The sequence below is a fragment of the Arthrobacter sp. GAS37 genome, assembly GCF_044908325.1.
GTDB classification, from domain to species: Bacteria; Actinomycetota; Actinomycetes; order Actinomycetales; family Micrococcaceae; genus Arthrobacter; species Arthrobacter ramosus.
The window spans coordinates 36835-49689 of the sequence record NZ_JBIYDB010000019.1 but is presented as its reverse complement, the minus strand read 5'-3'; the positions used below and the strand labels follow the sequence as shown (position 1 = coordinate 49689).

Annotated in this window: 10 protein-coding genes; 7 read left to right on the top strand and 3 right to left on the bottom strand. The window is 65.7% G+C overall.

Annotation, left to right across the window (positions count from 1 at the left end; all coding sequences use genetic code 11):
- Window positions 1–25 precede the first annotated feature (25 nt).
- The 4 genes from ABH924_RS15485 to purU are packed head-to-tail and all read left to right on the top strand — an operon-like array spanning window position 26 to window position 5898.
- Entirely contained in the window at window positions 26–2968 is a 2943-nt protein-coding gene (locus ABH924_RS15485; protein WP_404500129.1) for an FAD-dependent oxidoreductase, read from the top strand.
- Window positions 2961–3596: a sarcosine oxidase subunit gamma gene (locus tag ABH924_RS15480; protein ID WP_404500127.1), complete on the top strand. Its 636-nt coding sequence runs from the start codon at window positions 2961–2963 to the stop codon at window positions 3594–3596. The genes ABH924_RS15485 and ABH924_RS15480 overlap by 8 nt, the downstream gene beginning before the upstream one ends.
- On the top strand, window positions 3596–4987 hold the full coding sequence (locus tag ABH924_RS15475) for an L-serine ammonia-lyase (RefSeq protein WP_404500125.1): 1392 nt from the start codon (window positions 3596–3598) through the stop codon (window positions 4985–4987). Before ABH924_RS15480 ends, ABH924_RS15475 begins: the two co-directional genes overlap by 1 nt.
- Before the next feature lie 2 nt (window positions 4988–4989).
- Window positions 4990–5898, top strand: a complete 909-nt coding sequence (gene purU / locus ABH924_RS15470; RefSeq protein WP_234753227.1) for a formyltetrahydrofolate deformylase — start codon at window positions 4990–4992, stop codon at window positions 5896–5898.
- A 140-nt stretch (window positions 5899–6038) separates the two neighbouring features.
- Here the strand turns inward: purU and ABH924_RS15465 are convergent, their stop codons facing one another.
- Window positions 6039–7520 carry a PucR family transcriptional regulator gene (locus ABH924_RS15465; RefSeq protein WP_404500123.1) on the bottom strand — a complete coding sequence of 494 codons (1482 nt, stop codon included), beginning with the start codon at window positions 7518–7520 and terminating at the stop codon, window positions 6039–6041.
- 108 nt (window positions 7521–7628) lie between these two features.
- Between ABH924_RS15465 and ABH924_RS15460 the strand changes: the two genes are divergently transcribed.
- Both ABH924_RS15460 and ABH924_RS15455 read left to right on the top strand, forming a co-directional pair.
- A complete protein-coding gene (locus tag ABH924_RS15460; protein ID WP_404500121.1) occupies window positions 7629–9161 on the top strand; it encodes a purine-cytosine permease family protein in 1533 nt (510 codons plus the stop codon).
- A gap of 11 nt (window positions 9162–9172) precedes the next feature.
- The gene (locus ABH924_RS15455) at window positions 9173–10120 is read left to right on the top strand and encodes a polysaccharide deacetylase (RefSeq protein WP_404500119.1); all 948 of its coding nucleotides are present in this window, start codon (window positions 9173–9175) and stop codon (window positions 10118–10120) included.
- Between the two features lie 112 nt (window positions 10121–10232).
- On the opposite strand, the gene ABH924_RS15450 is transcribed toward ABH924_RS15455, so the two are convergent.
- Together ABH924_RS15450 and ABH924_RS15445 are read right to left on the bottom strand one after the other, a co-directional pair.
- Complete coding sequence (locus ABH924_RS15450; protein ID WP_404500184.1) at window positions 10233–11096, bottom strand: matrixin family metalloprotease; 864 nt, start codon at window positions 11094–11096, stop codon at window positions 10233–10235.
- 103 nt (window positions 11097–11199) lie between these two features.
- The gene (locus tag ABH924_RS15445; RefSeq protein WP_404500117.1) at window positions 11200–12363 is read right to left on the bottom strand and encodes a VIT1/CCC1 family protein; all 1164 of its coding nucleotides are present in this window, start codon (window positions 12361–12363) and stop codon (window positions 11200–11202) included.
- Between the two features lie 268 nt (window positions 12364–12631).
- Here ABH924_RS15445 and ABH924_RS15440 point away from each other — a divergent pair, with 268 nt between their 5' ends.
- Window positions 12632–12820: a hypothetical protein gene (locus ABH924_RS15440; RefSeq protein WP_404500115.1), complete on the top strand. Its 189-nt coding sequence runs from the start codon at window positions 12632–12634 to the stop codon at window positions 12818–12820.
- Window positions 12821–12855 lie beyond the last annotated feature (35 nt).

Here is a 12855-nt window from a genome sequence, read left to right as displayed (position 1 = left end):
CCACCATTCCGGAAGGAGCCACGAAGTGACCCCGCAGAATTCCCGCCTCGCCACCGGCGGCCGCATCGACCGCAGCATCTCCTGGCGGTTCACCGTGGACGGCCAGGAATACACCGGCCACCCGGGTGACACTGTTGCTTCGGCATTGCTGGCCAACGGCCGCATCAGCGTCGGCAACTCGCTCTATGAGGATCGGGCCCGCGGCATCATGTCCGCCGGCGTGGAAGAGTCCAACGCCCTGGTCAAGGCGGCTGCCCGCTTCCCCGGCCATGTCGCCGAGTCGATGCTTCCCGCGACCACCGTGTCCCTCGTGGACGGGCTCGGCGTTGAGTTCCTGAACGGCCTTGGCAAGCTCGATCCCAACGAGGACCGTGCAGAATACGACAAGAAATACGTCCACACCGACGTCCTGGTGGTTGGCGGCGGCGTTTCCGGCCTCGCGGCAGCCCGCGAGGCGGTCCGCACCGGCGCCCGGGTCATCCTGATCGATGACCAGCCCGAACTCGGCGGCTCGCTGCTTTCCAGCTCCACTGCCCCGGAACTCGCCGAAGTGATCGAAGGCAAAGCGGCGCTGGAATGGATCGCCGACGTGGAGGCCGAGCTCGTTTCCGCCGCCGAATGCACCGTCCTCAACCGCACCACGGCGTTCGGCTCCTACGACGCGAACTATGTGATCGCGGCACAGAACCGTACGGACCACCTCGGCAGCCCGGCCGCGGACGGCGTCTCCCGCCAGCGTATTTGGCACATCCGTGCCAAGCAGATCCTCCTGGCCCCCGGCGCCCATGAGCGTCCGCTCGTCTTCGAAAACAATGACCGGCCCGGCATCATGCTGGCCTCGGCGGTCCGGAGCTACCTCAACCGATACGCCGTCGCTGCCGGGCGGCGTGTAGTCATCGGCACCACGAACGATTCCGCCTACGCGTTGGCCGCGGATCTGCTGGCCGCGGGCGTCAAGGTCGCCGCCGTCGTCGACGCCCGTCCGAAGCTCAGCGACAGGGCCGCAGCCGCCGTGGAAAGCGGCATCCGCGTCCTCGTTGGCAGCGCCGTCGCCGATACCTCCGCGGGGGAGGACTGCCGGATCGACGGCGTCACCATCCGCAGCCTCAACGACGACGGCGAGGTCACCTCGGGCGTCGAACGGCTCGCTTGCGATCTGCTGGCGGTTTCCGGTGGCTGGAGTCCCGTGGTCCACCTCCACAGCCAGCGCCAAGGTAGGTTGCGTTGGGACGATGACCTGGCTGGCTTCGTTCCAAGCTCCGTGGTCAAGGACCAGCACGTGGTCGGCGCCGGACGCGGAAGCTACGAGCTCGCGGACTGCCTCGGCGAAGGCGTATCCGCGGGTGCAGCGGCCGCCATCGCCGCGGGGTTCAGCTCCCGGACGGTGCCCGCCGAAATCAAAGCGCCCGTAGCTTCAGCCCCTACCCGCCAGTTGTGGCTCGTGCCGGGCCAGAGCGGAAACGCGGGGGAGTGGCACCACCACTTCGTCGACTTCCAGCGCGACCAATCCGTGGCCGACGTACTCCGCTCCACCGGGGCCGGCATGCGCTCTGTGGAACATATCAAGCGGTACACCTCCATCAGCACCGCCAACGACCAGGGCAAGACCTCCGGCGTCAATGCCATCGGGGTGATCGCGGCGGCCCTCAAGCAGGCTGGCGAAGCATCCCGCGGCATCGGCGACATCGGCACTACGACGTACCGTGCCCCGTTCACGCCGGTCGCCTTCGCGGCGTTGGCCGGACGCCAGCGCGGCGAGCTTTTCGATCCCGCCCGAGTGACCTCCATCCACCCCTGGCATGTTGCCCAGGGCGCGCTCTTCGAGGACGTCGGCCAGTGGAAGCGGCCGTGGTACTACCCGCAAGCGGGCGAGGACATGGACGCCGCCGTGCTCCGTGAATGCGCCGCAGTCCGGGAGTCGGTGGGTTTCATGGACGCCACTACCCTCGGCAAGATCGAGATCCGAGGCAAGGATGCCGGCGAGTTCCTCAACCGCATCTACACCAACGCGTTCAAGAAGCTCGCCCCGGGTTCCGCCCGCTATGGGGTCATGTGCACCCCGGACGGCATGATCTTCGACGACGGCGTGACCTTGCGCCTCGACGAGGGCCGCTACTTCATGACCACCACTACCGGCGGCGCCGCCAAGGTCCTTGACTGGCTCGAGGAGTGGCATCAGACCGAGTGGCCGGAACTCGACGTGGTGTGCACCTCGGTGACTGAGCAGTGGACGACGATTGCCGTCGTCGGGCCCAAATCCCGCGCCGTGATCGCCAAAGTCGCCCCGCAACTGGCGGCCGACGGCGGGCTGGACGCCGAAGCATTCCCGTTCATGACGTTCCGCGAGACCACCTTGGCCTCCGGAGTGCAGGCGAGGATTTGCCGGATTTCGTTCTCCGGTGAGCTTGCCTACGAAATCAATGTTCCCTCCTGGTACGGGCTCAACACCTGGGAAACCGTTGCTGCCGCGGGTGCCGAGTTCAACATCACCCCCTACGGCACCGAGACCATGCACGTGCTGCGTGCCGAGAAGGGCTACCCGATCGTCGGGCAGGACACGGACGGCACCGTCACCCCGCAGGACGCCGGGATGGAGTGGATCGTTTCCAAGGCCAAGGACTTCATCGGCAAGCGTTCGTACAGCCGCGAAGATGCGGTCCGCACGGACCGCAAGCACTTGGTCAGCGTCCTGCCGGCGGACGGTTCGCTCCGTCTTCCGGAGGGCACCCAGCTCGTGGAAAAGGGAATCCCGGTCAACCCGGCATACGGCCCCGTGCCGATGCAAGGCTTCGTGACCTCGAGCTACCACAGTGCCGCTTTAGGCCGGTCCTTCGGCCTGGCACTGATCACCAACGGCCGCAACCGGATCGGCGAGACCCTGGTGGCCTCCGTCGGCGACCAGTTGCTGGACGTCGTTGTGGGAGAAACCGTACTTTTCGACGCTGAAGGGACCCGTAAAGATGGCTGAAACAGCAACACCCGCAAACCCCGAGACGCTCCGTGCGGCACGCCGCAGCCCGGCGTCGCACCTTGCACCAACCTTCGAGTCCGGTTCCGTCGTCGGAACCGTGGCGTTGAAGGAGATCCCGTTCCAGACCATGGTGGGGATCCGGGTTGACCGGGCGTCCGACGCCGGAGCCCGCCTCGCGTCCGTGACCGGCGGCCTGCCGGCCGCCTGCGGTGAGATCAGCGGGGATGAGAGGGCCACCACCTTGTGGCTTGGGCCGGAAGAATTCCTGGTGGTCGCACCGGAATCGGCCCACGATTCCCTCGGCGGAGACCTGGTCCGCGCACTGGTGGAGGCCCTGGGTGACGACCCGGGCCAAGTGGTGGACTTGTCCGCCAACCGCACCACCTTCGAGCTGTCCGGCGTCCGTGCCCGGGACGTCCTTGAAAAGGGTTGCTCGCTGGACTTGCACCCCCGTGTCTTCCGCACCGGGACGGCCCTGGCAACGGAAATCGGCAACATCCCGGCGATGCTGTTGAAGAGCGGCGAGGACAGCTTCCGGATCTTCCCACGGGCTTCGTTCGCCGACTTCCTGGGCCGCTGGCTGCTTGACGGCATGAGGGAATTCGCCTCTCCTGAGGTTCCCTGATGGCACTGAGTGTGCTTGACCTGTTTTCCATTGGCATCGGGCCGTCGTCTTCGCACACGGTTGGCCCGATGCGGGCGGCAAAGCAGTTCACCGACGGCCTGGAATCCTCCGGGCAACTCGCGGCAACGGTGCGCGTCCAGGCAGAGCTTTTCGGCTCGCTGGGCGCCACCGGCCGCGGCCACGGCTCGGACAAAGCCGTGGTGCTGGGACTGCAGGGCCAATCGCCGGAAACGGTGGACACCTCCACCGCCGACGACCAGGTTGCGGCCGCAGCCCTCGACGCCGAATTGCGGATCGCCGGATACCACCGCGTGGACTTCAACTGGGACGAAGACGTGGTCCTGCACCGACGCAAATCCCTGCCTGCCCACCCCAACGGGATGACTTTCCGGGCCCTCGACCACACCGGGGAAGTGCTGCGCGAACGCAGTTACTACTCGATCGGCGGCGGCTTCGTGGTGGACGGCGATGCGTCCGGAAGCGACAAAATCGTTGCTGACGACACCGTGCTGCCCTATCCCTTTACTACCGCGGACGAGCTCCTGGCGATTTGCGCACGGGAGGACATGTCCATCTCCGATGTCATGCTCGCCAACGAGCTCGTGTGGCGCAGCGAGGCCGAACTTCGCGAGCGCCTGCTGCAGATCTGGGCCGTCATGCGCGAATGCGTCGACAACGGCTGCGCGGCGGAAGGAATCCTGCCGGGAGGCTTGAACGTGAGGCGACGGGCGCCGTCGTTGTTCAAGACGCTCGCCGCCACCGACGCCGGTCTGCACGGTTCAAGTTCGGCAGACCCGCTGCTCGCCATGGAATGGGTGAACCTGTTCGCGCTTGCCGTGAACGAGGAAAACGCCGCGGGCGGCCGCATCGTCACGGCACCCACCAACGGTGCGGCCGGCATTGTGCCGGCGGTGCTGCACTACTACACGAAATTCGTGCAGGGAGCCGACGACGACGGCGTGGTCCGCTTCCTGCTCGCGGCGGCCGCCGTCGGGATCCTGTTCAAGATCAACGCGTCCATTTCAGGCGCCGAAGTAGGCTGCCAGGGCGAGGTGGGCTCTGCCTGTTCAATGGCCGCCGCCGGACTGTGCGAAGTCCTCGGGGGTACTCCCGAGCAAGTGGAGAATGCCGCGGAAGTGGGTATCGAACACAATCTCGGCCTCACGTGCGATCCCGTAGGCGGGCTGGTGCAGATTCCGTGCATCGAACGCAACGCCATCGCCAGCGTGAAGGCCATCAACGCCGCCCGCCTTGCACTGCACGGCGACGGCAGCCACAAAGTGTCCCTTGATAAAGCCATCAAAACCATGCGAGAGACAGGAGCGGACATGAAAAGCAAGTACAAGGAGACCTCCCGCGGAGGCCTCGCCGTCAACGTAGTGGAGTGCTAGCCATGACTGTCACACAGAATGAACCCGCCCAGCGACGTGAAGCGGCGCTGCCGGCTACCACCGTTGAGCATGTCCTGACGCTCGATTGCCCGGAAACGCGGGGGATCGTGCACGCCGTTTCCGGCTTCCTCCTGGAACACGGCTGCGACATCATCGACAATAAGCAATTCGACTCGCAACTGGATCACCATTTCTTCATGCGGATCCACTTCGCATCGGATGGGGATCAGTCGACCATCGACTCGCTGAGGGATGCCTTCGCGCCTGTTGCCGAAAAGTTCGGCATGCGCTGGCAGCTGCAACGCCACGGTGCCAAGCGCCGGGTCCTGATCATGGTCTCGAAGTTCGAGCACTGCCTCAACGACCTCCTGTTCCGGGCCCGCATCGGGGAACTGCCCATCGACATTGTCGGGGTCGTCTCGAACCACCCGGACCACAGGCGGACGGTCGAATGGCACGGCATTCCGTTCTTCCACGTGCCGGTCACGCCGGACACCAAGGCGGCGGCAGAGGGACAACTCCTTGACCTCATCGATCGCCTGGATGTCGAACTGGTGGTCCTGGCCCGCTACATGCAGGTCCTCAGTGACGATCTTGCCCGCAAGCTCGATGGCCGTGCGATCAACATCCACCACTCGTTCCTGCCTAGCTTCAAAGGCGCGAAGCCGTACCACCAGGCCTACGCGCGGGGCGTCAAGACCGTGGGTGCCACCGCGCACTACGTCAACGGCGAATTGGACGAGGGGCCGATCATCGCCCAGCAAGTGGTGGAGGTGGACCACACCTTCGGTCCGGACGACCTGGTCGCGGCCGGGCGCGACACAGAGTGCAAAGCACTCAGCAACGCTGTCCGCTGGCATTGCGAAGGGCGCGTGATCCTGCAAGGCAGCAGGACCGTAGTGCTGAAATAACTGCAGCCGCGCCGCCCAAATCGCCGGTACCCGCCCGGCTCGACGTTGCGCATCGTCGAGCCGGGCAGGGTTCCGGCGATTTGGCGTTTGGCTGCAGGAGCGTCCACCGGAATGGCGCCAAAAGTGAGCGAGGTATCCGCTTAGGGCCGCGCCAGGCGGGTTGCCAAGTGAAGGGCGACCAGCCTGCCCGTTCCCCGTGGGTCCCCGCCGCACAGCTCGAAAATCCGCTGGAGCCGGTGGTGCATCGACTGCCTTTCCAGGTGAAGTTCCCGTGCCGCCTGCGCCGTATTGCACCCGGTATCCAGCCATACCGCCAACGTCCGCACCAGCTCCGAGCGCCGCTGCTCGTCGTGCTCGACGACGGCACCCAACTGCCGCCGCACGAATCCCTCGCGGGCGGCCGCGTCGAGGCTTGCTTCCGCCAAGCGCTCGACGGCGAAGTCCTCGGCGTCCACCACACCGTTGCCGGTTTCCGACCCCGATATGAGCTCAAGCGTCCGGCGTGCTTCTGCCAGCGACCATGGTGCCTCGCCGATTCCCTGCGCCAGTGGACCGACGGCTATGACCGAGCCGTCGGGGACCTCCAAGGCCCCAAGCGCTAGGATGAGCGCGATGCGCGAAGCCACTGCCGTGGCGTGGGGGAGAGCGGCCAAGGCGATCAATTCGGCGTTGTCCGCGTAGCTCGCACTTTGCGGAACCGCGTCGTCCAGGATGCCGTCGAGCCGTGTCCGAAGCTGTCCCGCCGCTGAGGAACGCACCACGACGGCGGCCACCGGACCGCTGGCGGGGAACCCTGAGGCCGGTCCCAACTGCTGGAGACGCCATGACTGTGTGCCCGAACTGATGGCCCGCATGAGCTCGATTCCCGCAAGTTCCTTGAGCCCGGGTGGCATGCGTTGCAGCAACGCCAAGCCGAGGATATCGACGCACCGCTCGCCGGCCACCCGCGCAAGGTTGGCGTCGCCGTCGTCGGCCACTTCCAACTCCAGGCGGGCCGCCAGCACGCCGCGGACGGGCACATCGACTATGGTGACGTTGCTGGGACCGGGCTGGGCGCCGGACGTCGCGCTTCCCAAGGTGATGCCCGACGGCGAGACGAGCCTCGTGCCGGCAGCTGTCCGGCTGGCCAGCACGGCCAGGAGCTGATCCAGTCCGCCTCCGTGCGCTAGTTCCGCCGCCATGGCATGGCTCGTTTCGTCGCCGAACTGCAATTGCGCGACCGATTCGCTGACCAGCAGCGAGTTGATGGCTTGCATGATGCCGACGAAGGGCGCCACTTTGCACAACTCGATGATGGGCAGCCCCGCGTCCTGGCCGGCGTCGAGCATGGACTCCGGTATTACGGGCAGCTCGGGACCCGTCTCGATAGCCAAAGCGGTGATGCCGCGGGCCGCCAGTTGGCGGACATAGTCCACGCGCCGCTCGTCCGAAGCGGTGGCGAGGGCCTGCCCGCCGCTCAGAAGCAGCTCTCCGCCTCGCAGCAGAGGAGCGATGTCCAGCACTTCGCTCGAATGGACCCAGCGGAGCTGCCGGGACAGGGCCTCGGGGACATCCGTCCGCAAGATTGGCTCAGCGGCTTTCAGGCTCTCGTGCTCGAAAGCGTCGGCAAGGAGTAGGGGCATGACACTCCGTAACTAATTTCGGGGATCTATCGTACACATCGTATCTTGTTGCTGTGATGTGGGGCACATACATTGAAGTAGTCCCTTTCCTACACGGAGGATCCCCCAATGCACGAGAACTTATCCACTGCGACGCCTGGGGCTGCAACGGCGCAGACCGACGTCGAGCAGAACCTGCAGTCCATTCCCGAATCGGCGCGCACCCGCAGCGTAGCGGGCCAATTCTGGATCTGGGCAGGCGCGAACCTTGCCCCCATCAACTGGGTCCTTGGGGCCCTCGGCGTCCAGCTCGGACTGGGCTTTGCCGATACCGTCACCGTCCTGGTGGTGGGAAACCTGATCGGCATGGCACTCTTTGGCCTGTTTGTCCTCCTGGGGCAACGGACCGGAGCCACCGGCATGGTCCTGGCCCGGGCCGTCTTCGGCCGCCGCGGCAACTATCTCCCGAGCGCCATCCAGGCACTCCTCGGAATCGGTTGGTGCGCGGTCAACACCTGGATCATCCTGGACCTGGTCATGGCACTCCTCGGCAAGCTCGGAATGGTCGATCCGGAGCAGCCCAACGTGGGCCCCAAGATCCTGGTGGCCTTCCTGATCATGTCCGCCCAGGTCACCATCGCCTGGTTCGGCTACAAGGCCATCGCGGCTTTCGAAAAGTGGACCGTCCCGCCCACCATCGTGGTGCTGATCGCCATGTCCGCCGTGGCCTGGTTCGGCATGAACATCGACTGGGGCTACGCGGGCCCTCCCGGTGCTGTCCTTGAAGGCGGCGCGCGGATCGCGGCCATGACCACCGTGATGACGGTCATCGGCATCGGCTGGGGGATTACCTGGTTCACCTACGCGGCGGACTATTCACGCTTCGTCAGCAAGTCCGTCCCACGGCACAAGGTTTACCTGGCCTCGGTATTCGGCCAGTTCCTCCCGGTAGTGTGGCTCGGCATCCTCGGCGCCAGCCTGGCAACGAAGAGCGGCACGGCAGACCCTGGCCACCTCATCGTCGACAACTTCGGCGTCCTGGCCATCCCGGTGCTGTTCCTGGTGCTGCACGGTCCCATCGCGACGAACATCCTGAACATCTACACCTTCTCGGTGGCTGCCCAGGCATTGGACATCAAGGCCAAGCGCCGTACCTTGAACCTCTTCGTCGGGCTCCTGGCACTGGTCGGCGTCGTGTTCTTCATCCTGCAGTCGGACTTCGCGTCGACACTGAGTACTTGGCTCGGCGGGCTCGTGGCGTGGGTCGCCGCGTGGGGAGGCATCATGCTGGTGCACTACTTCTGGGTGGACAAGCGCAGCCCGGTGGAAGTCGACCGGCTCTTCGACCCCGCGGGCACCCGGCGGCTCCCGGCAGCCAACTGGGCCGGGATCACCGCGCTCCTGGTGGGCATCTTTGCCACGTGGCTGTTCATGTACGGCGTCCTGCCGATAATGCAGGGCCCCATCGCCACGGCTATGGGCGGGATCGACTTGTCTTGGCTGGCAGGCGGACTTGTTGCCGCGGCAGTTTACGGCGCACTGGGGCCACGGGTTCATGCCCGATACCTTCCGCTGACATCCGCGGCCACAGTGCCTTCCGGAGCCGCGGCGCCGTCGCAGCCCCTTGCGGAAGACGCCGTCGCCAATCTGGTCAACGACTGAGAGGACACCCGATGACCACCAACGCTTTTCCTGACGAGGCACACCCGATCACGTGGCAGGAAAATTTCAAGGCCGCGGCATCGTTCACTTTCGACGTCGACGCCGAATCCTGCACCATCGCGCACGATCCCACAAGCACCAGGCGCATGTCCCTCATGAGCCACCAGTCCTACGGCCCGAGGGTCGCTGTTCCGCGGCTCCTGAAGATCCTCGAGCGCCAAGAGATCCAGGGAACCTTCTTTATTCCGGGGTTCACGGCGGAGAGCTACCCGGACGTGGTACGGCGGATCGTCGACGGCGGCCACGAAGTCGCCCACCACGGCTACCTGCACGAGCCCATGCAGGGAATCGACGCCGCCACCGAGGCCAGCTACCTGGACCGCGGGCTCGAAGCCCTCGCGAAGGCAGCCGGGGTCAGACCGGTCGGCTACAGGGCACCGTGGTGGGAGCTGAACTGGCACTCGCCGGCACTGCTCGCGGACCGAGGTTTCCTCTACGATTCAAGCCTGCTCGACGGCGATGCCCCCTACCGCATGGCGGTTGCCCCGGGTGATTCACGGGACATTGTGGAGATCCCGGTGGATTGGGCCCTGGACGATTGGGAACAATACGCGTTCTACCCGGGAGTAACAGGAAGCGGAGTCATCGAGAGTCCAGCCAAGGTCTTGGAGATGTGGACTCTGGAAGCCGAAGCCCACCACGCCCAAGGCAGTTGCTTCGTCTTGACCAACCACCCCTTCATCTCCGGCCGCCCCTCCAAGGCCGTTGCCTTGGAGCAGCTGATCGAACGCGTCAAGGCCATGGACGGGATGTGGGTGACCACCTTGGAACGGATCGCAGAACACACCAAGGCCACGGTCAACGAGATCCACAGCCACGCCCGGATCGAGGTCCCGTCCTACCCAGGCGCAGGAGCCAGCTTCAAGCCTGCTCGGCTACTGGAAGCCATTCCCAGGTAGGTCAACCATTGAGCATGCTCAGCCTTGGCCTTGAGCAGTGGACATAGCACTGACATGTCCACTGCTTAGACCGAACGGAGGGCATGTCCCTTGGGGGAGGGCCTGAACTGGGCTAGAGATCGCTCCGGCACGGGGCGGTGTGGAGTTTGTAGAGTCCGTTCAGGTCCCCGGCTGCCAAACCATCGGGGGCGCCGATCTCCGGGTACATGAGCTGGATTGGATCTTCTACGTGGTCAAGGCCCACTACGTGGCCAAGTTCGTGTTGAATCACGGCGGAGACGTAATGGGCACCGCCGGAGACGCCCAGCAGTTCCGTGATTTGCGGGGCGTCCAGGTCCAGGCTTCCCGAGACGTAGCTCTTGGGTCCGGTGCCGAAGCTGTACATGGTGCTGCCGCCGGTTCCGATGACGGATCCTGCCAACGCCGGAGCCGCCTCGGGAGTGGTCCAGGAAATCAGCAGGGGCGCCCAACGATCTCCGTAGAGCGCGGGCTGGTACGGCTTGCGCTTCTCGGAAGGGTTTTCCGTGCTGGTCCCGTCGTCAACGAATTTGAGGCCTGTGGCGGCAGCGATCTTGGCGATGGCGTCGGCGATGAGCCCCTCGGATCCGGCCGGGGCGAGGGCGGCGTTGACCACGTAATGCAATGGCCGGCACGGAGAGTAGCCCACCGGCGTGCCGTCGGCGTTGGTCGCCAGGAACTTGTACGAGGTGCTGGCCACGGCAGGCTTGGCGGGGGAGCCGAGCGGGTGCCCGGCTTCTTCCAGGCCAGGCGGCGGGGTATCCGGCGCACGGGCCGCCTTTGGTGGCCCCTGCCCGGGAGCCGCGTCCTGCCCGGGGATGCTTGCCGTGGCGTGGGCGGAGGGAGCCAGGTTCGGAAGCAAACCGGTGATGCCAGGGCCGCCGCGGAGGAATCCACTGACAAGCACGGCTACGGCAGCGACGACCGCCACCACCATCAAGTTTCGGAACAGCGCCAGAACGGTACTGGCGCGCTTGGGCGGCGGGCCGCCGTCGTACCCGTAGTTTGAATGCAAGTCTTCCCCCAAGTCCCTGCGCCGGCGCCCCGCTGCGCCGGCGCTACTAACCGATGACTGCGCCGAAGACGAGTCCCAGCCCATACGTGGCCGCGGCCGCACCGAGCCCGATGGCAAGTTGCCGGAGGCCGCGGGTCAGCGGCGAGGTTCCGGACAACAAGCCGACGACGGCGCCGGTCGACAGAAGCGCGATGCCCACCAGCGTACCGGCCACAGCAAGCACCGCGAAGCCCGTCATGCCGAAGATGAACGGCAGGATGGGCACGATGGCGCCCGACGCGAAGAAGCAGAAGCTCGAGATTGCGGCGCCCCAGGCGGAACCTACGGCCTCGTGCTCGTTCACGGTTTCTTCCACTTCGGGGTGGAGCGAGAGGCTGGGATCGCAATCGCAGCTGTAGAGGCCCATGCGTTCGGCGGCCCGGTGTTCGGCGGCTTCCCGGGACATGCCCCGGGCCAGATACACGAGGACCAGCTCATTGTGCTCGATGTCCAGGGCCGGGGCTGCGGTCAGCGTGGCCTGGGTGGGTCGGGTGGCCTTGAGGAGCTCGAGCTGCGAGCGGACCGAGACATACTCGCCGGCACCCATGGACAGCGCGCCCGCCAAAAGGCCGGCGATGCCGCTGAACAGGACCACGGCCGCGGGAACGCCGGTGGCCGCCATGCCCATCACGAGGGAAAGGTTGCTGACCAGGCCATCGTTGGCGCCGAATACGGCCGCGCGGAAGGTACCGGACAACCTGTTGCGGCCGCGCGTCGCGAGGCCGCGGACTACTTCTTCGTGGATCTGTTCGTCGGCCGCCATGGCGCGGGTCGCTGCTGGATCCTTCGCGTAAGGCGAGCGGCCTTCAGCCCGTTGGGCGAGGGCCAACACGAACACTGATCCGAAGTTCCGGGCCAGGAAGCCGAGCATTTGGCTCCGGACCGAGGCCGCCTTCGGCATGCCGGCATGTTCGCCGAGGACCCTGAGCCAGTGTGCCTCATGGCGGCCCTCAGCCTCAGCGAGGGCCAAAAGGATTTCGCGTTCCTCGCCGTCCCGGCGCTGCGCCAGTTCGCGGTACACGGCGGCCTCGGCCCGCTCGTCCGCCAAGTACTGCCGCCAGCGCTTGATGTCCGACGACGACGGGGTAGTCTTGGTGGCTGCTGCGTCTTGCGATGGACTGCTTGAGTCCGAGGGATTGCCTGAATGCGAGGGTTTTGTGTGCGGTTGCACCGGGACTCCTGGGTTGCTGGGGCGGGCTTCATCGCCTCATTGCAGCTCCACTTTATCGCCAATTTCCGCGGCTTTTCGGCTGGCAATCCTTACTGGATATTTTAGGCGCGCCTCAAAAACCGGGAGACTCGCGGGAGGCCTTGACCGCCGCAGGGGGCAGTGCTGGGATGGATGAACAGGGTCCACGAATTGGCGGGGTAGCGTGATGACCGGCTGCCTCATATGCCTGTGCGATGGGCTCAGCGGCACGTCGAACGGAGGTTGCACCATGGACAGCACCGAAACCCACGCCCGCCACCCCGACCGTCCCACGGTCGAGGCCGATCCCGCCTATGACTACAACGAGGACCTGGCGGTGGACGAGGACTGGGAGGACCAATCCGAGGTTCTTGACGACGATGAACGGCCGGTTGGGCTCGATGCCGACGAACACCGTGAGGTTGAAGAGATCGAATAACCCCGACCCGCTGAACCCGACGTGCTAAGCCCTGG

Bases quoted from the DNA above. Each gene is read 5' to 3' on its own strand.
- ABH924_RS15455 (WP_404500119.1), top strand. From the start codon at position 9,173: ATGACCACCAACGCTTTTCCTGACGAGGCACACCCGATCACGTGGCAG.
- ABH924_RS15480 (WP_404500127.1), top strand. From the start codon at position 2,961: ATGGCTGAAACAGCAACACCCGCAAACCCCGAGACGCTCCGTGCGGCA.
- ABH924_RS15460 (WP_404500121.1), top strand. From the start codon at position 7,629: ATGCACGAGAACTTATCCACTGCGACGCCTGGGGCTGCAACGGCGCAG.
- purU (WP_234753227.1), top strand. From the start codon at position 4,990: ATGACTGTCACACAGAATGAACCCGCCCAGCGACGTGAAGCGGCGCTG.
- ABH924_RS15440 (WP_404500115.1), top strand. From the start codon at position 12,632: ATGGACAGCACCGAAACCCACGCCCGCCACCCCGACCGTCCCACGGTC.
- ABH924_RS15465 (WP_404500123.1), bottom strand. From the start codon at position 7,520: ATGCCCCTACTCCTTGCCGACGCTTTCGAGCACGAGAGCCTGAAAGCC.
- ABH924_RS15475 (WP_404500125.1), top strand. From the start codon at position 3,596: ATGGCACTGAGTGTGCTTGACCTGTTTTCCATTGGCATCGGGCCGTCG.